Origin of the sequence: Pseudogracilibacillus auburnensis (genome assembly GCF_003201975.1) — a bacterium.
Lineage (GTDB): Bacteria > Bacillota > Bacilli > Bacillales > Amphibacillaceae > Pseudogracilibacillus > Pseudogracilibacillus auburnensis.
This window is the reverse complement of record NZ_QJJQ01000004.1, coordinates 37,091-61,000: the sequence shown is the minus strand read 5'-3', so window position 1 is coordinate 61,000 and position 23,910 is coordinate 37,091. Positions and strand designations below refer to the sequence as shown.

Here is a 23,910-nt window from a genome sequence, read left to right as displayed (position 1 = left end):
ACTATCACTCACTTTTTAATGTTATTTTTCTTTATATCCTCGGTCTTCTCTTTTCTTGAAACTAACGTAAAGTCTATGACGAACTCCTCTTGATCGATATAGTCAGCAGACGATGATTTGATCACCCATTTCTTGAGCAATTCACTTACTTCTTCTAATAGTTGCTCTTTGTCATTTTCTTTTAATTGCAATGCAGCGTTTATACTCGATTTAAAGGAGGCAGGAAAATTCGGACTTAATTCGGGATAGACGGGTTCGTTACTTTCAAAAGAACTTGCATTTGCTTCATAATACTTTTCAATGACACCACCCACTCTTTTTTCTTCCACTAAATCAATTAACTTTCCTTTATGCAATTTTTGAATATGGTAATGGACATTTCCGGGTGTTTCACCAATCTGTGTTGCAACTTGTTTAGCGGTCTTTGGTTTTTCAAGTAGGACCCCGATAATTTTTACCCTTAACGTATTTCCTAGTAATTTTGACTGTTCTACTGAAATAGGTAATGGTTTCTTTCTTTTTTCTGTCATTTTTCTTCTCCTTTTTTTAAAATCAATCTAATTAGTTAGTTCAATCTGTAAATATAGATCATTAATATTTATTATATTACCATTTATTTCATTTGTAAACACCTAATTATTTTTCAACATAAAAAGCACCCATTAGAGGATGCTTTGTTTTAACGTTATTTCCTATTCATTCTTTATCTTTTTCTATCGCTTCCTGAAATAATCGTTCATTTCCTTCAGCTAGTAATGAGGCAGTTATTTGCCAGTTTGCTGTACTTAATTGATTCATTTCTTCTTCCGTTAATTTTTTCGTATAGCCATAAGGAATTATTTTTCCATTGATTCCTATCCGTGCTGCATGTTCAGCGACTTCACTTGTTACTTTTTCAAAATGACTCCCTTTTAAAGCTTGTTGAAAAAAATCTTTCGCTTCTTCACTTTTAAAAACGAGAATAAATTTATCTTGCAAAAAATTCGTTTGATGGCGAATATAAAATTGTAGTTCATTCATTTACGTTGCACCTCCGAATGTATTATATCAAAACGTCTCAATTTTATATAAAGATTATTGTTCGAGAATTAATTTATCTATAGTTACTATGCTTCTAACTGTTTCACTTAGAAATAAAAAAATAGACCAGCTTCATTCACTGATCTACCTTAATCACAGGATCATTTTTGGAAGCATCTACAACTAGTATAATACCCGTAATTAGATGTAGGAGCCATCCAAGGAGAGGGATCCATGCTAAACAAGAAGTAACAATACCCAATATATTCCCGACCGTAGAAGTATTTGAGCTTGAAGCAATAACCAATGAAGCAATATGTAATCCTAACATGCCAATAAGTGGAAGATAATAATTCCCTATTATAATTGAAGCTCCTAAGAGTGGTATCGCTAAAAAAAGTTCCAATCCACCTGAAATCCATTTTAAAATTCGTGATGAAGACACTTATCTTTCCCCCTTTATTAATTTAGCTTCCCTGCTATTTTACAACATTTATAGAAGAGGTAATTATTGCTAATATATCCCAAACATTGATGCTAAGCAACTAATAGGATAACTTTCTTAAAAAATTAGTTATGATCACATAAAGTCCCTATTTAATTCTTATTTTCTTAAATTTTCAAAGGGGAATCGCTTTTTTTGAGCAGCAAAAATACTTATTATTTTGTTGTTTTGCATGAAAGTATGTTAAGACCCTTCATATTAGTTTGTGTGATATGAATAACCTGATCGAAAAACATCTTAGCACTTGATCTTTTTTAAATTATATGGTTACATTTAAGTAATCACTTAAATACTTAAATAGATAGGCAGGTGGTGATCCTTGCTCAACAACAACGTATATAAAGCTTTGTCTGATGAAAATCGTAGAAAGATATTAGACATTCTTCTTGATGGAGATCTGACTGCCGGGGAAATCGCTGAGCATTTTAAGATGAGTAAGGCTGGTATTTCTCAGCACCTTACCGTGCTTAAAAATGCCAAGCTCGTCTATGCAGAAAAACGTGGTCAATACGTCATTTACTCTCTCAATACGACAGTATTTCAAGACGTTTTAAAATGGCTACTCAGATTTAATAAGGAGGAATCATAATGCAATTATTTTTTATGTGGTTATTATTCATTATTGCTATTCTGTCAGGGGTCTTTTACTATGCGGCTACAGCGGACTTCATTACTGCATTTCTACACCCGTTTTCGATGCTTCTCATTATCGCTAACGCTATCATTCTTCCGCGTCTGCAAAGCCTGAAACCCTATTTTAAGCGTTACAAAAATGGTATCTTTACCATCTTTATTACGCTTCTGTTGATTGTTCTTGTCGTTCACGTTGCAGTAATCGCCTATGAATCTGGATACAATTTCGATTTGCTCATTATCGTGCCACTTTGCGTTGGTACCACTTTAATTGTCACCGGTAACACGTTGCAACGTTTCAAATTGCCAGATATTTCAGCTACCAATCGCATCTGGAATCAATGCATCCGTCCATTTTCAAGGATCCTCGTCATCTGCGGCGCCGTTATGTTACTCACTATATTCTTTCCGGAGATGATGACAATCTTCTTCATCATACTCGGTACCATGATCATATCACTAATGATTAGCTTTTCCAAAGGGGTGAAAGCTTTATGAAAAGGATAAAGAAAGTAGCTATCGTTTCCGTTTCTTTTTTACTGTTACTATGTACTTTGCTTATTATCATTGGTACATTATACGAAAAGTACACACTTAAAAATATCGTGCAAGACTATCCACCATCAGGCGAACGATTTGATATTGGTGGTCGTTTCCTTCATGCCAACATACAAGGTGAAAAGTCTGATAAAACACCTACTGTCGTTATAGAAGCTGGAACTGGTAGTTGGTCAGAGGATTGGCAAATTGTTCAGAAACAGTTAGCCAAAGACACACAAATCGTCACCTATGATCGAGCTGGATACGGTTGGAGTGACCCCTCTTCAGAGCCGTTAAGTTCAGAACAACTCACCTCCGACTTGCATACGCTTCTCGGAGAGGCAGGTGTCGATACTCCGATTATTCTCGTTGCACACTCATCTGGAGGAATTTATTCTCGTATGTATATGGAACGCTATCCTAAAGATGTCATAGGGCTTATCCTAGTCGATGCCCGACACGAGGGTTTCTCCAAGCAATATCCAGAATATACGGAGGCCATGCTTGAAACCGAAACGCAAGGGTCGAATAGCTTTCTTGCACGCATTGGGGCACTTCGGTTATTAAATAACATATTTGCCCCTGATCACCTTCCTGAACAGTTTGACATCGATGTCTATATGAATGTTTTATGGGATAGACACTTTTTTGATATCATAACTGAAGAAGTTAACAACATGGGTAACTTTGAACGTGAGCTTTCACCGCTTCCCGAAGATATACGGATCACCGTTATTACACCGGACACCCATCATATGAACGCCGTTGAACTCGGATTTTCTGAGGAAGATGAACACCTATTACAACAAGGATGGCACGATCATCAGCTATCCTTTCCTGCCGATCGTCATGTAATAGCTGAAAATAGTAGCCATAGTGTTATGTTTGATCGTCCGGAGCTGATTGTTGAGGAAACCCTCCACATGATTGAAACTATAAAAAAAGAGAAAACTAGATAGGAAATCTCCTAAACTAGATTCTCTCGCGATTGGCAGACTTTCACTATAGAAAGTATTGCGTAGACCTTATATGAGCGTCCTATCAAGCACCATTTAAAAAATCGATTCCTTCATGCAAAAGGGGATCGATTTCTTTAGGGTGTAAATATGCTTAGAATACAATAACACGGATGCAGATAGAATGACCGCTTGGGATACACGTTAGTGTTCTTCTACATTTGGCTTCCCTTAAGGTCTAACAACATTAACAACTATGTATATAATGTAGTTACCTGATGAATATACATAGTTGTTAATGTTAGATAACATATACCTTGTAGATTATTCACCTGCATGTAACTTGTCTAATGTTTCTACATAAATCACTTGCAAAAATTTTTTAACATTAATTTTTACCCCACTTACTTTAGAGTCCTCATTTTTCAACTCATTCATTTTTAAACGGACATCTTGGAAATCAAATAGCAGAGAAGCATAATGCTCAAACTTCGGATTTGTGTAATCAGTTAGCCCAATCGAAGCTAAATTAGTTAACGCCAGCATCACCGAACGTCGAATTCGTTGTTCAATTGCTCTTATTTCTCGCTTCAGTTCTTCTTCATCGATGAATCTATTATAATGAATTGCAATCTTTTCATATAGTTCTTTTAAAGGTGGAAAATTATTAATCGAATAATTTTTATCAATTAGAATCTCCATGGCTGTTAAAATATCATTACTTCCCCTCTCTCCGATTAATCCGATTGACATTAAAATATGTTGTACAATTCGATCGGAGGAGTCAGTGAGGGGATCCGTCTCCTTTAAGACAGAAGCTGGCGTAATTTCTAATTGTGATAATGATTTTTTGATCGTATATAGAGACTGATTTAACTTTAATTTTGCTTTCACGTTTTCGATTACAGCCGTCACTTCAGCACGGTTAATCGGTTTATGGATAAAAAACTCAATGCCATTTTTATAGGCTTCTGCAACCATTTCTTTATTATCAATTTGAGAGATCATGATAAAGTTCCCACCATAACCAGCTTTTTGTAATTCCATTATGATAGTAATTCCATCCATTCCAGGCATTAATAAATCGATTAAAACAACTTGGGGATTTGTTTCCATAATATCTTCCATTGCATCATCTCCCCCTGGACTGCTCGTGAGGATTTTTCCTAAATTATTTTCTTCAATAATACTTTCTAACATCCTGCGACATACAGGATCATCATCGATAATACCAAAACCAACCATTTTACAACTCCTCTTTTTTAACCAAATGTGTTGGCAGCATAATAGTGATTAATGTTTCTTCTTGATTGATATCTATTGTTATTTCACCGCTGAAAAAGTTGCAGATATTTTTCACATGAGAAAGTCCGATACCTGTAGCTGCCGTTCCCATATCTGAATACTTTGTAGTAAACCCAGGTTCAAATATAAGGGGAATATCTTTTTCCTTTATGCCTTTTCCATTATCTCTAACAGTGAAATAAATAAAATGATCTTCTTCTACCACTTTGATTGTGATCGTTCCCTTTTGATCAATTGCCTCTACTGCGTTTGCAGTTAAGTTATTTAAAATTGAAATGATCGGGTAATAATGACTCGTCTTAAATTTGGTCAATTGTTCCTTTTTAATAGTGATATCTTTTTTTAACCACTCACTATAGCTACTATTTCCTCGAATGACGTGACGTAAAATACTTGTTAAGTCCATTTCACGAACAGTTTTGGAATCATATAATTCATTTAATCCAGCTCGGATCCGTTGAGTATCTTTTTTTATTTCATGTACCTGCTGAGCTATCTCCAGCGCTTGTGTATCGTAATCTGAGCGATCATCTTTTAATTTACGATATAAATGGTAGCTTGAGGCAGTAATTTGTTCAATTGTATTCATCATTTTACTTAAATAAAAGTTTTCGTTATATAAATTTGATCCGAAAGTGAGCATCTGATCTAATCGGCTCTCTTGTTCTTTATGCAACTCTTTTAATCGGGATAGTCTTATATTCGCATATAAGCCGATCAAAAAATAAACTCGGATAATAGCAACAACAACTGTCAGAAAGATATCCGTAGAAAATATAGGAATATTGTTAGTCAGCAGATATCTAATGAAGATTTCTACCACATTTGCTCCTACATCGATACAAACTACAATGGCACCAAAATAAGTTAAATTTTTTTGAAACATTTTTTCACTTATTTTACTCATCCCAAATGCAAAAGCAATATAATATGCCCCCGCTGGTAAATGTATCATTAAAGTAGATATAAACTCAGATATCTCTAAGGAGGGTATCATATTAAGAAGGGTTCGAAACATCACCACCACAACACCTGTAATGATACCTGTTTTTATATAAGGCACCTGGCGGTAGAGAAGCAATAAGAACAAGAACATACTGCTCCCTAGTCCGAAACGAAATTCCCAGCCAAACGGTGCAATGCTTAATTCACCGGCTAGGGCAGTTGCAAAAGCGATGAATGCTATTTGTAAACTGATATAGCGCCACATTTTGATCAAATTCTCCTGTTCTCGTATAAATTATGTCTATATTTTATTATAAACGATTCAATTCTATTTTAGAAAACTTGGCAATCGCTAATGTAGACACACTGATTGGCAAGCCGACAACGCGTTGAAAGAGGTGATATTGCACTTATGCAAATAAGTGATTCACTTATTTGCCAAGCCTTTACGGCGAATGCCTAATTTGCACTTATACAGTAAGAAAGGATTTATCCTTCCCCTGTTAAAAAAGTGTACTAGCTTATCATTTCCTACTTACTAAGTTGTACATACGTATTTTGGTTTTTACGATTAGAGGAGTGAAGGTGTTTAACATCAAAGAAGCTTAGTTTTTAGTTGATGAAAGCCAAAAATTTTTTTAGTCTTCACTATGAAAAAACAGGTAGCTTCTCACCATGAATTGGCTTCAAAACTACCTACTTATTATCCATATCAAACGTATTCAATTTATTTGCTTATACTGCTCTTTCTATCGATCTGAAATAATTCTTCTGTTTTTTCGTATCAAATCGCCCTTCCCACTTAGACATAACAACTGTAGCTAATGCGTTACCAACGACATTTACAGCAGTACGGGCCATATCAAGCAGACGATCAATACCTGCAATAAATGCAAGTCCCTCAAGCGGGATACCAACCGTTCCTAATGTTGCAAGCAATACAACAAAAGACACCCCTGGCACTCCAGCTATTCCATTCGATGTTACCATTAATACAAGCACTAATGTAATTTGTTCATAAATACTTAAATCAATACCATACATCTGCGCAATGAAAATGGCTGCAATCGCCTGATATAAAGTCGAACCATCTAAATTAAAAGAATAGCCAGTCGGAATAACAAAGGAAACTACATCCTTTGGACAGCCAAACTTCTCCATCTTCTCCATTATTCTCGGCAGAACTGTTTCTGAACTGGAGGTTGAATAGGCTAAAAGCAGTTCATCCTTTAACACTTTAATAATTTGAAATATATTTATTCCAACTATCTTTGCGATAATACCTAGTATGACAACTACAAAGAAAACCATTGCTGCATATACTAAAATCATTAATTTTCCAAGTGGAATTAACGACTCTAAGCCAAATTTGGAAACCGTTACACCAATCAAACCAAAAACACCAAATGGTGCGAACCTCATAATAAGATTAGTAACCCAAAACATGACATTTGCCACACCTTGAAAAAAGGCTAGTACAGGTTTTCCTCTTTCCCCTACAGCAGCTACACCTAAACCGAATAAAACAGAAAAGAAAATGATCGGCAACATATTCCCTTCGGCCATCGATTCAATAATATTACTTGGAACAATTCCTACAATAATATCGATAACACCATCATCCTGAACTTCTTTTGACGTCTCGACATATTGGTTGATGTCACTTTTTGTAAGCGAAGAAAGATCTAATCCCTCTCCAGGTTTAAAAATATTTGCTGCACCAAGTCCAACGATAATCGCAATCATCGATACAAGTTGAAAGTAAATCATCGACTTTCCGCCAAGCTTCCCAAGTTGTTTTATATCGCCTGTTCCAGCAACCCCAACAATTAAGGTTGATACGATAATCGGAACAACAATCATCTTGATCATATTTAAAAATATTGTTCCTAACGGCTGTAAGTATGTTTCTACTGCTGGATTACCATAAAAAACAGCCCCAACAATGACCCCTAAGATCAATCCGGCTAAAATTTGATAAGCCAATGGAAATGTAAACTTCTTTTTCATCTATATATGTCACCCTTTACTTTTTTGAAAACGCCTTCTTTTTTTAATTGTATAGATGACTTATCGATTCCGACATAATCCGACAATATTTATTAAGTACAATACAGTTTTTAAGAAAGGGATTAAACATACTCTGAAAGTGGTAAATGATGAAATCGTCAGTTTCACGATTATTTTTAGCGGTCCGTTTTAATGTGCAGAGAATCTAGCATATGTTAGTGGAGTGATCCGAGCAATTAGTGGAATGGTGCACGACTTTCGTCTAATCGTGCACCTTTTCGGAAGTAAATTCCAGTCTTTTTATTGATTTAGCTTGCAGATTTTTTAGTAAAAACTTTATTTGCTAACGCTGTAATAGTAAAAGCACTCAACAAAGATACAACCATTGCTAGGATCAGACCAACGGAATTACTGGAAGCAAAAGGGGCTACAAAAGTAGGTAAATATGCTGTTCCCCTCACATCGAATAGACCGACAATTGCTCCCCCAATGCCTGCAGATATGATAGCTCCTCCGAATACTATTTTGCTCGAAAACATAAACGGATAAGCCGATTCAACAAATGTTCCAAAGCCCATATTAATTAAAAAACCAGGCACTGCGATAGGAGCTGATCCTTTATCTTTTGGAAAAATAATATTAGCCAAATTGATTCCAGCAGCAACGACTACAAGACCTACCATATCTACTGCTCCTAAAAAGCTAAAGCCGGATCTTTCCATTTCAAATAAAACAATTGGTAAAATGGCAGCATGATAAACTCCCCCTAAAATAGCTGGCCAAATAAGCAAACCGGCAAGCATGCCTGCAAGGACAGCATTGAAACTAATGGTCTGCTCGATGGCATATTTAATAAATTCCCCTGCGCTAAGTGCAAGCGGTCCTAATATATAGAATACAATTAATCCTGAAATGATCCCTGCCAAACCAGCAGTAAAAATATTAACTGTTGTCATCGGAAAACGCAGTTGGACAAATTTAACGAAAAGAAATTGTACAAGTAAACCAGCGATAATCCCAGCAATAATTCCACCAATAATACCTCCTTCAACAGATAAACACCCAGCAATGACACCAGCTACAATAGAAACTTCATCTAAATCTGAAATTTGCTTCGCAGCTACAACTGCAAGAACAACGGGTAATGCTTTAATCAAGATATCAAACACATCTCCAAGCCCTGCGAACATCGGTATTTTACTAAGAGCTAATATTAAGGCAAGCGAAATAAATGCAGGTAAAGAAGCTGTCATAATCCCCTTGATGTTAATTCTTTTCAATGGATTTATGCCAGACTCATGGACAGCCTTTTCCGTTGTTGAAGTAAAACTTGGCCGAAATTTTATTTCCCAATGTTTTGCCAAAGAAGAAACGAACGAGATAGCTCTTGTTCTGTTTGTAGTACCTGTCGTTCCTGAAGTAGAGAGGACATTTGCACCTTTCGAGGCGACTGCAGCCATCGCTGTTCCACCTGTACCGACAATTGGAATGTTTTTTTCTATAGCGGCTTGAATAGCATGTTTATTAGCATATTCCGGATCAATACTCATTAAAATTAATCCATCTATCTCGCCAGATCTAATATTCTCCGCAATTTTCATATCTTCTTGCAATGCTTCTTCATTTATTTTCTTGAGTGTATTTTGAAAAACATTTTGTATCTCTTGATCTCTCAGTACATAAAGGGATGTCTTTGTCGATTCTTTTGCCACATCCATCGAAACTTCCGCCCCAATAAATTGAACAGCGCTCACAATGATTCCAGCCGTTTCACATTGAGTGAAAATTTCTTTTAATAGCTTCATAGGGTCTTTGCCCCCTAAATTGAATAGATTACCCCCACTACTTCCTAATATTGCAACGTTTTTCACGCTCTTTCCCCCTGTTGTCATAGTTCTTGTTAAAATTTATCGCTTTAGTGTTTTAATGCGCAAAATTGTTATTACCGTATGAATTATACTAGAATTCTGATATCTTTTATACTTTTTATACTTGAAAAATTGCTGGAGTTTTTTAAGTATAGGTGACAAAATTGGTGTAATGCGTTCGGGGTGGTTGGAGCAGCAGATGTTGAATTATTAAGAGATTACAAATTAGAATGTGAAGTCTCCTCGGATTTAGCGATAAAATAAACGAGTCATACTTATGTTACACATATGACCAAGAGATATTTATCGAGGGAGCTATAGCAGTGAATCCAAACGTAGATAAATCAATATGAAAAAACTAACTGCTAAGCATCAATTTTTAGAAATGATATTTCCAAATGATTCCTGTAGCAATTGTGATCAATTCCTTGAATTTATAGTAGAAGAGAACCCAATTAATCTTTAAGAGGGAGAAAGTTATTATATTAGTCTCTTTGGACAATATAATAGTTTATTAACAATGATATTGGGTGATGAAAAAATAACAGTCTTATTTTATTTATGGTGAAACTATACCTGAACCCTAGAAAACTTTAAACATAATCACTACATGGCTCCTAGTTAGAAAGTAATATTAATAAAGTTGTGATCTAAATCACACTAAGATGTTGAGTTTTCTTTTATAATGAAAGATAAATGATCGTAAGGAGAGAACTAATATTACAAGACTACATTTACGAAGTATATATGAAGAAATTGGTCCGGAAACAATCGATAAATTAGTCGATGCATTCTATCCAAAGGTATATGCCGATCTGAATTTAATTCCCATTTTCGATGGAGATATAAATGAAATTATGCGGAAACAACGGATGTTCTTAACCCAATTCACGGGTGGTCCACCTCTTTATAGCGAAGAATTTGGACCTCCAGCAATGCGTAACCGTCATCTTCCACACGAAATCACTCCATTAAGAGCAGAAAGCTGGTTACGATGTATGAAAGAGGCCTTTGAGGAAATCGGGTTAGATCAACAACCGGCAGGAAAGGAATTTTATGAACGTCTGACACGTGTGGCTAGCATTATGGTAAATACAGATGACACAACACCGTAAGAATATACCTGTGGTATGTTTGCTTTGGAAATTTATCACTCTAGAACCTTTCTAGCTAAATTATATTTACCTTGCCATTCAAAAACGAGGTCTGCCACTATGGCACACCTCGTTTGTTTTATTTCTATTATGTTGGGCTTACATCATTCCTGGCATAGAACGAGTGTATGTAATATCATTAACCTTGTGTGTATAAAGTGCGGTAAAGCAAGGCTTTTACGAATCAGAGGTGTAAGGTCTTTAACAATAATTAATCATTTTCACTTGATTGCGTTAACAAAATGTTAGCATTTTGTTAGCGTGATTTTTAATACTTCCTAACGTAAGATGGTAAAGCCATGTTTATTTTATAAACATCGCTTTTTATAATTGAACACATTTATGACTGGTAGACAAATTTAGATTTAGAGTTAAGTAGTTAGTCCACCTTTTGAATGCACTTTAATCAATTAGTCCAGTTTCTCTAAAATCTTCCCTAATTTTTTTGCTCTTTCAGAATTAAGGTGTTTTTTCATACTACCTTTAACATGATATTTACCTAAACTGGTAAATGATAAGTATTCTTCTGCTACTTTTATTCTCGATAATGCTGAGTCTTTATTAACCACTTCTGATGGTTTTATGTATTTGTCATTATCTAGGTCAGCATATAAACTACCGTTTTCCAATCTATTAAGAATTTTGGACTGTTCTCTTAACTTCTTTATTGTCTAGGTGGGGGAATTGCGACATTACGATATTAAGACTATTTTTATCTATATGGCTCCTCAGTCTCTTGTAAAATTGCTTCCAGGCATGACTTTCCTTGAAATGTGATCTAGTAGCTTCTTGAAAGATAATAGGTAATTTTGCAATTTGTGCTAAATAGTAAGCTCGTGCGTATCTTTTATTGTCATATAATATCCTCACTTCTTCTAAAAGCTCTTTAGCATTTTCATATGTTTTAATATAAGCTTGTTCTAGCTTGGCAAAAGTTAATGGCTTCATTTTGTTTCCCCCGTGAAACATCACTTTCCGATAAGCTCTCAAATTCTTAATCATCATATATGCTACCCTAGTAAAAAGGGATTATTTCATCATCAACAAAAAATTAAGTTCTATAATTTCTTTGTTAAACAAATCTAAATCAACCTAATACCCCACTTGAATTGTGAATCCTTCTTCTACTTGCATAACCCATTTATTCCAATCATGATCAATAATTTCAATATTTTCATTTAAATCAATATAGTTACTTACTTTTAGGAATCTATTGTACTTGTAATGTAAAATCCTTTGTAAGTACATGTATAAATCCTTTTTATCGCCCGCAATTGTATCAATATCTATTATATCAATTCCGCACTCGAACATTTCTGAATTGTTTGTGTACCTGATACTGTTTAAGTATTGTTTTATAAGTTTTTTTATTTGCCTTGTATAAAAAAGTGATTAATAATTACAATCTCAAGGCAAATGCCAATTTTTAATTAGTACCTATATATACATTAATTAATTCATTTAATTTATTCCCAATTTTACTACGACAAAACGAATTAGCATCCGACGAGAAAAACATTCCACCTGTATTGATAACTTTTAAATTATTTAATTTTATTAATGAAGATTTGAACTCGGCTAGCTGTTCATCTTTATATATCAATTCTTCTATCTTTTCGCTTTCCTTTTCAAATTCATCCATGGTTAAACCTAAATACAAAGCAGTCGAATTAAGTCCTTTTTTCGCCTTTTCTTCAGGTATACCATTTAAAATGTTATATGCCCTATTAAAATATTTAATATCCCAATCATTCATATTCTTTGTGCATGAATTATTACTGAACTTTGATAATCAAGTTTTTGAGACTTGAGCAATATTTCTCCTGCATAATACCCTAATATTTCCGGACACATTTCAGAAACGGAATTCAGAGCGGAATCTAATATACCAAATATACCAAAAAATCTTTCTTTCGAATGATCATTACTTAAAAAGGATTTTAATTTTTTTTATTTTCATGATTATATCTACCCCGCTCATTTAAGTTCCTTGCAATTCTCTTTAAGAATTTTTTCATTTTCCTTTCCCTTTGATAATTCCAAATATGTTTAGCAACACCAAGCATACCAAAAGGGATATTGTTTGAAACCCCATCAACAATTTCAATTGTATCTACTGTAACATCTTTAATATTTTGCATCACATTTACACAAAATACCTCCGTTGAAGAAAACTTTCTAGCCACACTCCAAGAAATGCAAAAGTCAGAATACAATGGTTATTAACATGAATTTCTCAAGTTTTAAATCCGCATAAGGCACACAACAATTCTGAATATTTCGCGTTCGTTGTATCCAAATTTAAGTAAGCCTAGATTAATTTGCAATCATAAATTAGTTCAATAGTGTAAGTGTAGCAAGATATATTTATTATAACAACCTCTTTTTAGGAAGTTCGTTCCCTTATAAGAACATAATTTTAGAATTTGGTAGTATTTTTCTGTTCTACTTCTTGTAACAATACATCGATTTCATATAAAGTGATTTTTTTCTGCTTATAGCTAGCTTCTATCTTTTCAATTACTTTATTTTTATCGTCTCTGGTTTCAAATAAGTGTTTTAACCGATCAAATTCTTCCTGGTTTTGCTTTTTGCTAGTAATTTTTGTTTTAACAAAGGGACGATTTTCAATAACAAGTTTTTCATCGCAATTTAATATTTCAATTATTTTTTCAACAAATTGAAAAATAGTATTTAAATCTATAACAGTTGCAGTAAGCCCAGCTAATTTATGCCTATCGCTCAATTCTACTAAATCTTCTAGAATTTCATTAAATCTTTCCAACATAAAATCTTGGTCATAAACAAAATCATTAATTTCATAAAAGTATTTATAAGAATGTATATAACCTAAACGTGTTAATGCATGAATATACTTATTGAGAAATATAGTAAAACTTTCTTTCCCATTTAAATTACCTACAATCTGTAAAGAATTTAAATAATTTAATATTAACACGTATTCATCCGTTGATTTTAATAAAGATAAGTTCATACACTTTACCACATCTAAATTGAAATCTTTGATATTATTACATTCAAAATAAAATTCAATCAACTTTATTTGCATAATACTATCCATATTGGCTATTTTAAAAGATTCAAATAAACTTAATAAATTGGAATGTCCTATTTTAAAAATTGTAGTATTGTCTGTAACTAAACCGTCCGAATTAAAAAGATAACCCCAGAAATCATGAAAAGCTTCTTTTTGCTTTGATAATGGTTTTGTTAAGACCATCTCTTTAAACTTATTAACCGCATTTTCATTATCTGTAAATACAGATTTTCCTTCATACAAAAGATTCCAAACAACTCTATCAATTTTCTCATTATAATGCTTTGCTCTAGTTTCTAACTCATTTAACCTAAACTGATTGTCGAATTTGTCACTGTTTATTATTTCATAATTAAAGAGTTTTAAAAGCTCGTAGTTTTCAATGTTTTGTTCGTTTGAAAACACATCTTTAATTTTCTCTTTAGTAATCCTGCTTTCTTTATATGATTCAATTAACTGAAGGATAGTATAATAATTGTCATCAATTTTAAATTTAAGTGTTTCTAGCAAACTCTCTTGGATATCCAGCTTTTCATACCCATCTGGATATAAATGTTTCAAAACGAAGAAACTTATTACAGTTTCTTTATGATCGGTGTATATATCTTTATTCATTCGAAGTATCAATAATATTTCTTTAACCATTTGTTTTACTTTTCTTATCGGTATATAGTTAATTACTAAGGTATACTCAGTTTTATGTTCAAAAAACTCATGCAGTTTATTGAATCTATGCTCTTGAAATATAATAAATTTGAAGTCTTCTAGAGTCAATATTGATTCATCAATATCTTTTAATTCAAACTGTAATATTTCCCAAAAGTTTAGTTCAGTAATATTTATTTTAAAAGGAATATATTTCTCTAAATAATCGGGGCTAAATTTAAGTTGGACCATTATACTTTCATCATATTGATAAATTATCTTTATATTTTCATTTGAAATTCTTTCAGATATTGAAAATATTTCCCTTATTATATCCTTATTGGATATTCTATCTAAATCCTCATATATGACTAATATTTTTTTATCTAATTTCCCTAATTCTTTTTGAAATTCTTGTAATACTTCAGAATTGGAATCACTGCTTGTAAAGATTAGATTAGTTAGGTCTTGTATTTTTGAAATAATCGATGAAGTAGCAATATTGTTTTTCATTTTATTCGAATACTTGGGTAGAATTCTGTTTTTGAGCATCACTTCTTCAAATGCTCTAATCAGGGTAGGCTGCATTTCGTTTAAATTACATGTCATTAAATCAATATCTATAAATTCATATTGATTTTTAACTCTATTTTTTAATTCATTTATTATAAAAGTTTTTCCTGTACCCCATCGCCCGTTTAAACCTATAATATTGAAATTATCCAAGTAGCTCATTAATCGCGTTAAATCTTTTTCCCTTTTTTTGATTAAGAGTGGATTTGCATTCTTTTTCTTTTGATTATTAAATAGGCTCATGACTAGCATATATCCTATTGCCAAATTCAACGACATAACTATTAGAAAGCACAGTTCGTCAAAAACGGATTGAGTAATGTTTCCTTTTGTAATATAAACATTTATGCAATAATTAAAAAGTACTGTTACACTAATTGTTAATAGTGAAATATATAAACTTTGATTGTTATGTAAGCTAAAATTTATATAGACTAAAAGCCATACAGTTATAAAAATGATTAGGAAGACTAACCAACTGGTTTCAATTGAATTAAAAAATAAGAATGCGAATATACTGGAAATTATTGCTTTGTTAAATATAGGTCTCATAGAACCACCTCGATACTCCACACATACATGGTGCCAGGTACACGATTTATTAATATGTTCCCCTTAGACTTACTTTCATCATTTGTTCTTTCCAAATTCTATCATGTCGCAATGATGTGAATTTAGTGATTTATATCTTCGGAAATAATACTACCAATTAATTTGCTTTTCCTCAATCGCAAAAGAAGGCATATGTTTACTGACCCCTTTTTCTTTTATTTATAAGTAACTCGATAACCAAGCATTTGATTTAGCTTTCTCTTTCTATTATTTACTTGTTGCATCATTTGATTATTAGTATAAGGAGAGACTTCATCAAAAACTTTCTGTGAGTTAGAGGCATACGTTAGAAAGTTCCCATGAGGTCGTCTAGCTATACCTAAATCGGAATATAATTTGTAAATCTGTCTACGATAAGGTAATTTCTTTAATCCTTTTTGCCTCTGTACTTTTTTTGCCTTTTCAATAATTTTTTTAGCATGTCGGTAAAATTTATAAGGACTTTTACCACGCATTTCAACGGTCGTCCCATCATAAACAAAACCTAAATAATCCATCCTAGTAGGCTTAGAATTGTAATAATCTATTATGCATTTTTTCTGATAACAATATATCTGTGTTTTAGCTGGTTGAATATTCATTCCGTTTTTGCGGATTAATGAATGGATAGTATCCCTAATCCTTTCAAATTCTTCTTTACCTTCCACATGATTTGTTGGCAAAACTACAATAAAATCATCAGAATACCTTCTATATAATCCACCATAATATTGTACTAAAGCTGCCGTTTGCTTATCAAAATCAATGGCATAGACATTTGAAAGAACGGCACTGATTGCCGTTCCTTGTGGGATACCCCAATCGTTCGTTTTTTTTGTTGAAGGGTAAATGGATTTAAACTTACGAAAGGCCCGTGGAGACGAAAAGTATTTAAATTGTTTTGCTTGTCTCAGTTGTCTCTCCGTTCCACAGTATTTATGGATTCGCTTTTGATTATAAAAGCTGTATTTCGTAATCGATTGAAAGACTTTAAACCAATCTTTTGGTAACTTGTTTTTCTCAAATCCTAGGACTCTGCATAGTCTATCTTTTAATTTTTGGTGATCTAAATAATCAAAATATTTCTCGAAGTCACCGATTATTATATAACAAGACTCCAATTGATGAATCTGATTAATTACATCTGCAGCGTAATCTATATTACTTTTTCCTTTCTCATCTTTTTTTGAACGATAAGCGATGGTATTTATATCGATAGCATGATCCTTTACCCATGTATTATAACGTCCGTTCAGTTGTTCACCATAGTATTTATAAATAAAGTTGTCTATATGACTTGCGTACATGATTTGACGTTTTTTAGTTTTAATTGGACGACTATCTAAATGTTCTTTATCTTTATCATATCTTTCTGTTTTGCTAAAATACCGGATTAACGGATAAAAGCTATGTATCCTAATCTTTTTAGGATTGGTCACATAGCTTTTCGTTTTGTTATTATAGATTCTCTTCCCATCAAAATGAAGATAGTTTTTAGGCTTATAGTAATCTTTTGTATTTTTCTCTGACACTTTATACAAATCTCCTTTACAGAGCTAAGTAAATATCAATGCAGTCCTTGAATTACAACTTACTCAGCACACCCAATATCATTATAAAAATGACATTATACAGCCATAGTCGATCATAGCTTATGGCCATTTATAGCTATCGACACTGCTGATGAAACTGTTAGTAATACTTGTTATACTATTAGAAGACTGGAGTTGCTCAAAGATGTTTGGTTACTTTATTGCTTGGATCTTTGCAATCAAGAAATTGAAATTATTGGCAATTATTTCAATCTTCTGTCGGTTGAGTTGTTTCTTCTATGTAAGAATACTTCAACTTGCACCAAGGTTGAAACAAGTGACCTTATGAACTACTTCATAAGCAATTCTATTATACCATATTACCTAGGCAAATAGTAAATTAATAGAGAAATAAATACCTGCAAATACAAAATGTGTAACCTAAACGGGATATTATTCCCGTCAGCTCCTTACATCCTTTATACCACTTATTACTTATTATCCTTTTAATGTTATGAGTTTGACCTAAAACCAGGAACAATCCGGGTAAGACAGCATGTGATTATTGCATCAGAATGCACCACCTTTGCAATTCTTTTTACCTCTGTTTGCGGGCGAATTTACCACACATTGCGGAGCAATGTACCAAAATATCTAATACCTCCTATATACTTAATGTGCACTCTAACACCTGACGGCGTGAAATAAGTGTATAGGAGGTTTTTGTGTGTATCAATATCGAAAGATTTTGGAACTGCATCCGGATGATGTTCCACTGCGTAGTATTGCAATGATTACACAACATTCGCGTCAAAAGGTGATAGAAATTATTGAATTAGCAAAAAAGAAGGGGGGAAAATACCGTTAGAAGAAGAAATGACTGATCCTTGGTTAGAAGATTTTCTCTATCCAGAAAAGAAGCAAAAAGCTAGGGCAAACACTTAATGGATTTTGAATATATCCATAAAGAGTTAGCGAAACCAAACATAACGTTAACACTACTTCATGATGAATATGTGAGTGAGGCTCATGATGCTGGAAAAATACCGTATGCTTATCGGACATTTACGGAACATTATCGTGACTATGCAATGAAATACAAAGCAACGATGGGAATTCGGAGAAAACCAGGTGAATTATTAGAAGTTGATTGGGCTGGTGCAACATTATTTGTTGTCGATTCAGATATAGGGAAGAAAGTACCGGTATGTGTTTTCATAGCAACACTACCATATTCGCAACTTTTTTATGTAGAAGGTTCTTATCGTATGGATCTTCCATCTTGGATTAAATTGCACCAACATGCTTTCGATTATTTTGGTGGCGTACCAAATATTCTAGTTCCTGATAATTTAAAAACAGGTGTTACAAAGCACACATCAAAGGAACTCATATTAAATAAAACATACGCAGAAATGGTGACATACTATAATGCTATAGTTATGCCGGCTCATGTACTTACAGCACGTGATAAAGCCAGTGTAGAAGGCTCTGTGAACATCGTAACTAATTGGATTATTCAAGCACTCAGAAACGTTACATGCTTTACATTGGAAGAGGAGAAATTTGCCCTTTCCCCTCTTCCAAACACACCATACAAATTATCTGAATGGCGAAAAGCAAAAGTCCGACCTGATTACCATATTACCATTAATAGCATGTTTTATTCCGTACCACATGAATTAATCGGTAAAGAGGTAGAGATTAAAATATCACCTAAATTGGTTGAGGTTTATTTTAATCATACTTCGATGGTCGTGTTACCGAGTGCCTTAATTCCATTATGGTCAAAAAAACGAGTCGTTAAACAAGATAATTTACTACTTTTTTAAAGAGACTCTTCAAATATGATTCTACGGGGATACAATGTATTTTGTACATCCATTTAAATAAGTAAAGCCCACAAAAAGCTAAGAATGCAGAGGATATCTAGCAACGTACAAAGTCAGCTATGTATTTCTTACGAGTTCAGTTTAAGGTGAGTAAAATGTTAAATAACTCACCAATTAGCAGACCTGTAAACAACACTTTAGCAATATGGTACGCAATCAAAAATATCAGATTAAATTTGAAATTTTTAGATTTTTAATTTATTTTTTTCAACAATCGCGCCCGATTCTAGAGTAAACTATACGTTATTTTGAATTAAATAGTTTGAGACATTTTAATTATTGATTTAACACTTTTACTGCTCGTCGTGCTAAGTCTTTGTTATTAATGATAATAAGAGTAAGTTTTTCTTTGGCTCTCGTTGCCAACTGATAAAACATTCGTACAACATCGTAATATGAACTGCATGTTGCATACAATTTTCCCAAAGCATCATACTCAACATAATCTCCTAATGTTAAAACAACATGATTAAATTCTTGTCCAATAACTTCATGAGCGTTTAATACTGATTGGACATTATTATAACGTTGATATTTTCTAGGCGTTTTTAGATCCTCCGTAAAATTTAGAACTGTAGCCTCTCCTTTTGAGGAATCTATCAATTCCTCTATATAGTGATTTGATGTTTTCATATCATCAAAATATAGGACTTCAATGAAATCTCTAAAGTGGAGACTAGAAGTATGATTGTGCTGACTATCAAATATCTTTTTTATAAAAAGATTAATCTCTTTATTATTCCTTACTTTTCCTGTTAGGACTCTGTTTATAACTTCTGAATTTAATCCTAGAATCTTATTTGCTATATCACTTGTTTTTTCACTAAGATGTAAATATTGTGCTGGATCATAAGAAAAGTATACCTTTATTTTATTTTCTCTAGCATATTTTATGATGTATTGGAGTTGATATTCTGTAAGTCTTTGGGCCTCATCGATAAAAGTAGCGTTAATCTCTGTTGATAAAGAATCTCGAAAGTTTTTTATAGGGGTAATATTCCAGCCATAATCTATTAATTTATAATGACCGATGTTTAATTTAGCACAATGAATAATTAAGGTAGATACTCCTCTATTTTTATAGTCTTTAGCTATATCGTATAATAATAACGTTTTTCCTGTTCCCGCTTCTCCTTTAATAGCGTTGAATAATTTATCACTTTCTTCAAATTCTTTTTTAAACCTTTGCTGTAAATCATTTAAAAAGTACTTGTTTCTTATAAACTTTTCAGTATCATTAAATACCGAAACTAGGTACTGTTTCGGTTTAAAAATTTCGTTTATATTTTCCTCTTCCAAATAAGTTATCTTCTTTTCTTCTAACCACTCGATAAAACTTTCAAAATCCGCTATTAAGTCTAATCGATCTTCTTCGGCTATGTATTCATAAATAGAATTACTGGATTTTACATATGTAAAAGTCCAAATTTTTCTTCCAGTACTACTTAGATAATAACTATTCTCTTTAAGTTGCTTTTTAATTTTTTCTTCTGTACTAGTTTCCTTTAATTCAATATTAATAATATAATTACTAGCAACTTTTAAAATATCAAATTGTTTGGATATTTGAGGTATACTATAATCATAGACATAACCATCAAAGATGTTAATCTTGCTATACTTCTTTCGTATTTCCTCAACAAAACTACTTAATGTTTCTAACTCTCTATAATTAATCCTTTCATCATTCAAATAATCCTCGACCAAATTCTCCCTAAACATCAAATTCAATGTTAGTAAATTTACTCTTTTAACCATCACAGTGATCTCCTCTGCTAATCTACTAAAACACATATATAATGCCATTTTTGTTCGACTCGGACATAGGTCAAATTGCTGACAACTACTTTTAATTCCTGGTCTTGATTAAACTCTCGGTTCAACACATTTCCGACCTCCGATTCGTTACAAGTTGTTTTCGTCGGTTTGTATTGAGCCACGGTATATTTTGAGATAAGACCTTGCTCTTTCATGATTCGACCAATTCGACGGCGAGATACCGTCCAGCAAGCTTTTCAAGTTCTTTTTTAATTTTTCTTTGACCATAAATATTGCAGCTTTTTTTAAAGATATCCAACAAGTATTGTTAATTCTTCATCTTGGTTATCCTGTTCTTTTGCTTCATAATAATACGTACTTCTAGGAATTTGTAGGACGTCGCACATTGCTGATACCGAGTATTTGTGAGTGTTATTACGAATCACATTTACTTTAGTCCTATGATCAGCGCGGCTTGCTTTAAAATATCATTTTCCATTGCTAATCGTTGGTTTTCTTTGCGGAGTTTGATTAGCTCCTCCTGTTTAGGTGTTCTGTTGTCTTTTTCTTCAAATGATCCTGATGCCTTATATTGCCGAAGCCATTTATCAAAGGCAGATGGCGTCAGCTCGTATTCTTTGATAATTTCACTTCTAGGCTTTCCGGAAGCATGAAGCAGGATAATTTGTTCTTTAAATTATTAACCTTGATGAAAATAGCATCAGAATTATCAAAACGTATTACAATGAAAAAAATAATACTGTTAAATACCAATTAGTACTACCGAAAACAAAAGGTTCCATTCGAACGATTGTCGTGGAAAACGAGATTATAAAAGAACTCAAAAAACATAAAGCAGCGCAGAAGAAAGTGATCAATTGACTAGGTGATGCTTATTATAATGAAGGTTTTATATTCGCTAATACAGAAAGATAACCGGGATACCCAATGCTTATTAAAACAATTGCAAATCGTATGAAACGCCTATTAAAAATCGCAGGATTAAATCAGGAATTAACACCCCATTCTCTAAGACATACACACCTCCCTACTTGCCGAAGCAAGGGTTGGATTAGAAGTAATTATGGATAGACTAGGTCATACAGAAGATGAAACAACTAGGCTTATCTATCTCCATGTAACCAAAGAATTAAAAAGAGAGGCTTCTCAAAAGTTTGGACAACTTAAGAGAAGCCTGCAATAATCTTTCCAATGTTAGCATTTTGCTAATCGCCTACAAAAAGCCCTATTGTATCATGGGTTAGAGCTACCTATCACATCATTCCTGGCATTCCGCCCATGCCGCCCATGTCAGGCATTCCGCCACCAGCATTTTCTTCTGGTAAGTCTGCAACTACAGCTTCCGTTGTTAAGAACATTGCTGCAACAGATGCTGCGTGTTGTAAAGCGGAACGAGTAACTTTTGTTGGGTCAACGATTCCAGCTTCAACCATGTTTACCCACTCACCTTTAGCAGCGTCAAATCCAGTACCAACGTCTTCGCCTTTTAGACGCTCAACAACGATGGAACCTTCTAGGCCAGCGTTTTCTGCGATTTGACGAACTGGCTCTTCAAGCGCACGTAGAACGATGCTTACTCCAGTTGCTTCGTCGTCTTCAAGTGATAATTCTGCTACGTTTTTATATACGTTAATTAATGCAGTACCTCCACCTGAAACAATTCCTTCTTCTACTGCTGCACGAGTTGAGTTAAGTGCGTCTTCCATGCGAAGTTTACGCTCTTTTAATTCCGTTTCAGTAGCTGCTCCAACTTTCACTACAGCAACTCCACCTGAAAGTTTCGCTAAACGCTCTTGTAATTTTTCTTTATCAAAGTCAGAAGTAGATTCTTCTGCTTCAGCACGAATTTGGTTTACACGAGCTGCAATTGCGTCAGGACTTCCAACCCCTTCAACGATTGTCGTATTTTCTTTCGAAACGACTACTTTAGCAGCACGACCTAATTGGCTAACCTCTGTTGCCTTTAAATCTAATCCTAAGTCTTCAGTGATGACCTGACCACCAGTTAAAATGGCGATATCTTCTAACATTGCTTTACGACGATCACCAAATCCAGGAGCTTTTACTGCAACCGCATTAAATGATCCACGTAATTTGTTTAATACTAATGTTGCAAGTGCTTCACCTTCAACATCTTCTGCGATAATTAAAATTGATTTTCCTTCTTGAACAACCGCTTCAAGAACTGGTAGAACTTCTTGGATGTTAGAAATCTTTTTATCTGTAATTAAGATATAAGGATTTTCTAAAACTGCTTCCATTTTATCTTGGTCTGTCACCATATATGGAGAAGCATATCCACGGTCGAATTCCATTCCTTCTACTACTTCTAGTTCAGTTGAGAATCCTTTTGACTCTTCAATTGTAATTACTCCGTCGTTCCCAACGCGTTCCATCGCTTCAGCAATTAGTTTACCAACCTCTTCATCGCCTGATGAAATTGCTGCAACTTGTGCGATCGATTCTTTATCTTCAATCGTTTTGGAAATGTCTTTTAAACCTGTAACAGCTGCTTCAACCGCTTTTTCAATTCCACGACGAATTCCTACTGGATTAGCACCAGCTGTAACGTTTTTTAATCCTTCACGAATCATTGCTTGTGCAAGTACTGTTGCTGTTGTCGTACCGTCTCCAGCTACATCATTTGTTTTAGAAGCAACTTCTGAAACGAGTTGTGCACCCATGTTTTCAAAAGCATCTTCTAATTCAATTTCCTTCGCAATGGTTACTCCATCATTCGTGATGAGAGGAGAACCAAATTTTTTGTCTAATACAACATTACGTCCTTTAGGTCCTAATGTTACTTTTACTGCATTTGCTAATGTATCTACACCGTTAAGTAAAGATTTACGTGCATCTTCACTAAATTTAATTTCTTTCGCCATAACTAAATAGTACCTCCTT

At 33.6% G+C, this 23,910-nt stretch carries 22 protein-coding genes and 1 pseudogene; 6 read left to right on the top strand and 17 right to left on the bottom strand.

Annotated features, from left to right (window positions below; translation table 11 throughout):
* Window positions 1-8: 8 nt before the first annotated feature.
* The 3 genes from DFR56_RS07060 to DFR56_RS07050 form a co-directional block, all read right to left on the bottom strand.
* The gene (locus DFR56_RS07060; protein ID WP_110394746.1) at window positions 9-530 is read right to left on the bottom strand and encodes an ArsR/SmtB family transcription factor; all 522 of its coding nucleotides are present in this window, start codon (window positions 528-530) and stop codon (window positions 9-11) included.
* Between the two features lie 166 nt (window positions 531-696).
* The gene (locus tag DFR56_RS07055; protein ID WP_110394745.1) at window positions 697-1,020 is read right to left on the bottom strand and encodes a hypothetical protein; all 324 of its coding nucleotides are present in this window, start codon (window positions 1,018-1,020) and stop codon (window positions 697-699) included.
* Window positions 1,021-1,156: 136 nt separating this feature from the next.
* Entirely contained in the window at window positions 1,157-1,465 is a 309-nt protein-coding gene (locus DFR56_RS07050) for a hypothetical protein (RefSeq protein WP_110394744.1), read from the bottom strand.
* 379 nt (window positions 1,466-1,844) lie between these two features.
* Between DFR56_RS07050 and DFR56_RS07045 the strand changes: the two genes are divergently transcribed.
* The 3 genes from DFR56_RS07045 to DFR56_RS07035 are packed head-to-tail and all read left to right on the top strand — an operon-like array spanning window position 1,845 to window position 3,657.
* A complete protein-coding gene (locus DFR56_RS07045) occupies window positions 1,845-2,114 on the top strand; it encodes an autorepressor SdpR family transcription factor (protein WP_110394743.1) in 270 nt (89 codons plus the stop codon).
* Window positions 2,114-2,656, top strand: a complete 543-nt coding sequence (locus DFR56_RS07040) for an SdpI family protein (RefSeq protein ID WP_110394742.1) — start codon at window positions 2,114-2,116, stop codon at window positions 2,654-2,656. The genes DFR56_RS07045 and DFR56_RS07040 overlap by 1 nt, the downstream gene beginning before the upstream one ends.
* A complete protein-coding gene (locus DFR56_RS07035; RefSeq protein ID WP_110394741.1) occupies window positions 2,653-3,657 on the top strand; it encodes an alpha/beta fold hydrolase in 1,005 nt (334 codons plus the stop codon). Before DFR56_RS07040 ends, DFR56_RS07035 begins: the two co-directional genes overlap by 4 nt.
* A gap of 321 nt (window positions 3,658-3,978) precedes the next feature.
* On the opposite strand, the gene DFR56_RS07030 is transcribed toward DFR56_RS07035, so the two are convergent.
* From DFR56_RS07030 to DFR56_RS07015, 4 genes are all read right to left on the bottom strand, one after another.
* The gene (locus tag DFR56_RS07030) at window positions 3,979-4,899 is read right to left on the bottom strand and encodes a response regulator (RefSeq protein WP_110394740.1); all 921 of its coding nucleotides are present in this window, start codon (window positions 4,897-4,899) and stop codon (window positions 3,979-3,981) included.
* A 1-nt stretch (window position 4,900) separates the two neighbouring features.
* Window positions 4,901-6,169, bottom strand: coding sequence for an ATP-binding protein (locus DFR56_RS07025; RefSeq protein WP_110394739.1), 1,269 nt, complete (start codon window positions 6,167-6,169; stop codon window positions 4,901-4,903).
* A 470-nt stretch (window positions 6,170-6,639) separates the two neighbouring features.
* Window positions 6,640-7,914 (bottom strand): cation:dicarboxylate symporter family transporter, encoded by a 1,275-nt coding sequence (locus DFR56_RS07020; protein ID WP_110394738.1) that lies wholly within the window; start codon window positions 7,912-7,914, stop codon window positions 6,640-6,642.
* 308 nt (window positions 7,915-8,222) lie between these two features.
* Window positions 8,223-9,785 (bottom strand): PTS sugar transporter, encoded by a 1,563-nt coding sequence (locus tag DFR56_RS07015; protein WP_110394737.1) that lies wholly within the window; start codon window positions 9,783-9,785, stop codon window positions 8,223-8,225.
* Window positions 9,786-10,501: 716 nt separating this feature from the next.
* Here DFR56_RS07015 and DFR56_RS07010 point away from each other — a divergent pair.
* Window positions 10,502-10,897 (top strand): globin domain-containing protein, encoded by a 396-nt coding sequence (locus tag DFR56_RS07010; RefSeq protein ID WP_110394736.1) that lies wholly within the window; start codon window positions 10,502-10,504, stop codon window positions 10,895-10,897.
* 449 nt (window positions 10,898-11,346) lie between these two features.
* Here DFR56_RS07010 and DFR56_RS23950 read toward each other — a convergent pair whose 3' ends face one another.
* From DFR56_RS23950 to DFR56_RS06980, 7 genes are all read right to left on the bottom strand, one after another.
* Entirely contained in the window at window positions 11,347-11,565 is a 219-nt protein-coding gene (locus tag DFR56_RS23950; RefSeq protein WP_110394735.1) for a hypothetical protein, read from the bottom strand.
* Window positions 11,566-11,569: 4 nt separating this feature from the next.
* Complete coding sequence (locus DFR56_RS07000; RefSeq protein ID WP_158525531.1) at window positions 11,570-11,884, bottom strand: AbiV family abortive infection protein; 315 nt, start codon at window positions 11,882-11,884, stop codon at window positions 11,570-11,572.
* Window positions 11,885-12,028: 144 nt separating this feature from the next.
* The gene (locus tag DFR56_RS22875; RefSeq protein ID WP_211320612.1) at window positions 12,029-12,184 is read right to left on the bottom strand and encodes a hypothetical protein; all 156 of its coding nucleotides are present in this window, start codon (window positions 12,182-12,184) and stop codon (window positions 12,029-12,031) included.
* Window positions 12,185-12,362: 178 nt separating this feature from the next.
* Window positions 12,363-12,692 carry a hypothetical protein gene (locus tag DFR56_RS06995; RefSeq protein WP_110394733.1) on the bottom strand — a complete coding sequence of 110 codons (330 nt, stop codon included), beginning with the start codon at window positions 12,690-12,692 and terminating at the stop codon, window positions 12,363-12,365.
* 184 nt (window positions 12,693-12,876) lie between these two features.
* Entirely contained in the window at window positions 12,877-13,077 is a 201-nt protein-coding gene (locus tag DFR56_RS06990) for a hypothetical protein (protein WP_146214260.1), read from the bottom strand.
* A 278-nt stretch (window positions 13,078-13,355) separates the two neighbouring features.
* On the bottom strand, window positions 13,356-15,455 hold the full coding sequence (locus DFR56_RS06985) for a P-loop NTPase fold protein (RefSeq protein ID WP_158525528.1): 2,100 nt from the start codon (window positions 15,453-15,455) through the stop codon (window positions 13,356-13,358).
* A gap of 524 nt (window positions 15,456-15,979) precedes the next feature.
* Entirely contained in the window at window positions 15,980-17,335 is a 1,356-nt protein-coding gene (locus DFR56_RS06980) for a reverse transcriptase domain-containing protein (RefSeq protein WP_110394730.1), read from the bottom strand.
* A 727-nt stretch (window positions 17,336-18,062) separates the two neighbouring features.
* Between DFR56_RS06980 and DFR56_RS23435 the strand changes: the two genes are divergently transcribed.
* A complete protein-coding gene (locus DFR56_RS23435; RefSeq protein ID WP_244916447.1) occupies window positions 18,063-18,203 on the top strand; it encodes a hypothetical protein in 141 nt (46 codons plus the stop codon).
* Window positions 18,204-18,279: 76 nt separating this feature from the next.
* Window positions 18,280-19,167 carry a Mu transposase domain-containing protein gene (locus tag DFR56_RS23430; protein ID WP_244916446.1) on the top strand — a complete coding sequence of 296 codons (888 nt, stop codon included), beginning with the start codon at window positions 18,280-18,282 and terminating at the stop codon, window positions 19,165-19,167.
* Window positions 19,168-19,503: 336 nt separating this feature from the next.
* Here the strand turns inward: DFR56_RS23430 and DFR56_RS06970 are convergent, their stop codons facing one another.
* The 3 genes and pseudogenes from DFR56_RS06970 to groL form a co-directional block, all read right to left on the bottom strand.
* A complete protein-coding gene (locus DFR56_RS06970) occupies window positions 19,504-20,985 on the bottom strand; it encodes a DNA/RNA helicase domain-containing protein (RefSeq protein WP_158525526.1) in 1,482 nt (493 codons plus the stop codon).
* A 20-nt stretch (window positions 20,986-21,005) separates the two neighbouring features.
* Window positions 21,006-21,670: pseudogene (locus tag DFR56_RS06965) on the bottom strand (IS3 family transposase); the annotation flags it as partial.
* Between the two features lie 589 nt (window positions 21,671-22,259).
* Window positions 22,260-23,891, bottom strand: a complete 1,632-nt coding sequence (gene groL / locus DFR56_RS06955; protein WP_110394728.1) for a chaperonin GroEL — start codon at window positions 23,889-23,891, stop codon at window positions 22,260-22,262.
* Between the last annotated feature and the right edge of the window lie 19 nt (window positions 23,892-23,910).